This window comes from Candidatus Erwinia dacicola, assembly GCF_001756855.1.
In the GTDB taxonomy this organism is placed as follows: domain Bacteria; phylum Pseudomonadota; class Gammaproteobacteria; order Enterobacterales; family Enterobacteriaceae; genus Erwinia; species Erwinia dacicola.
Genome location: NZ_MAYS01000177.1, coordinates 1 through 1,373 on the forward strand (window position 1 = coordinate 1; position 1,373 = coordinate 1,373).

At 51.0% G+C, this 1,373-nt stretch carries 2 protein-coding genes and 1 pseudogene; 1 reads left to right on the plus strand and 2 read right to left on the minus strand.

The features are described 5' to 3' along the window. The coding region (locus BBW68_RS05355; protein WP_070134323.1) for an ATP-binding protein at positions 1–127 on the plus strand (127 nt) is incomplete at its 5' end. Positions 128–221: 94 nt separating this feature from the next. On the opposite strand, the gene adk is transcribed toward BBW68_RS05355, so the two are convergent. Further along, positions 222–866: an adenylate kinase gene (gene adk, locus BBW68_RS05360; protein ID WP_070134324.1), complete on the minus strand. Its 645-nt coding sequence runs from the start codon at positions 864–866 to the stop codon at positions 222–224. A gap of 93 nt (positions 867–959) precedes the next feature. After that, a pseudogene (locus BBW68_RS19580) lies at positions 960–1,209 on the minus strand (DMT family transporter); the annotation flags it as partial. Positions 1,210–1,373 lie beyond the last annotated feature (164 nt).

Consider the following 1,373-nt stretch of genomic DNA (forward strand, 5'->3'; position numbering starts at 1 on the left):
AGCGATGCTGGATCGGCTGCTTCACCATGCGCATATCGCCCAAATCAGCGGCCAAAGCTACCGACTGAAGGATAAGCTGAAAAGCGGTCAAATCCAGAAGAAAACGAAAGCAACAACGTTCGAGTAATTCAAAGGGGGTGGGTCAGTTTTACTTTGGCAGGGTGGGTCAGAATTCGATCGGTATTGACATTTTCCTAGCTCAATGAGCACTAACTAGGGGATTAACCGAGGATTTTAGCCAGTTCAGCGCTGACCTCAGACACTTTACGGGTGCCGTTGATCTTGTGGTAAGCAGTGTTACCTGCTTCGGCTTCTTTGCTGTAGTAAGCAATCAGCGGAGCGGTCATCTGATGATATTCCACCAGTCGTTTACGCACGGTCTCTTCTTGGTCATCTTTACGCGCGGTCAGCTCTTCACAGGTCGCGTCGTCTTTCCCTTCCACTTTTGGTGGATTGAACATCACATGGTAAACGCGGCCAGACGGCGTATGTACGCGGCGGCCAACGATACGTTCAACGATTAGTTCGTCAGGTACCGCGAACTCCAACACGTTGTCAACTTTGATGTCCGCTTCCTTCATGGCATCAGCCTGAGGAATGGTGCGCGGGAAACCATCCAGCAGGAAGCCATTGCGGCAATCTTCTTGGGCGATACGCTCTTTAACCAGTGCGATAACCAGTTCGTCGGTAACCAGTTTACCGGCGTCCATAATCTCTTTAGCTTTCTGACCCAACTCCGAACCGGCTTTCACCGCGGCGCGCAGTATGTCACCCGTGGAGATTTGCGGAATACCGTATTTCTCCATAATGAACTGAGCCTGAGTCCCCTTACCTGCACCCGGAGCTCCGAGCAGAATAATACGCATTGCGTAAATCCCCTTGCGAATGGCTTAAATGATCACGTTATCTGAGGGCAAGAACATACCATTATGGCCCGGTATCCACAAGGAAGGGAGCGATTAACCTGCACCCACATAGTGATGTAACACCACTTGGAGCCGCGCATACAGCGACTGCAAAATCACCGCGATGATAATGATCGCCCTACCAATAACTGCATGAATTGCAAGCACTTATCTAAGGAATAAATATATCCATAGCGGCGCGAGTGCGGTTTCCAACAGTAAAAGACAGGCCCCCATTCACCAGGGAGACAAAACGGGGCGATAAGGTGATTAAACCCATAGCCAGCGGCATGATCAGCGCCCCGGTCAAGTTTGTCAAGGTGGTGTAAATTCACTTACAGCCTTCCGGTCCGGTAATATGTCTGTTAAGCGCTGAGTGGCAGCGCCTCGATCACATCGTTTTCAGCGGTCTGCTCTATCTCCGCCATGCTGTGCTGCGGCAGGTAGCGGTTCTGCAGCAGCCATTTT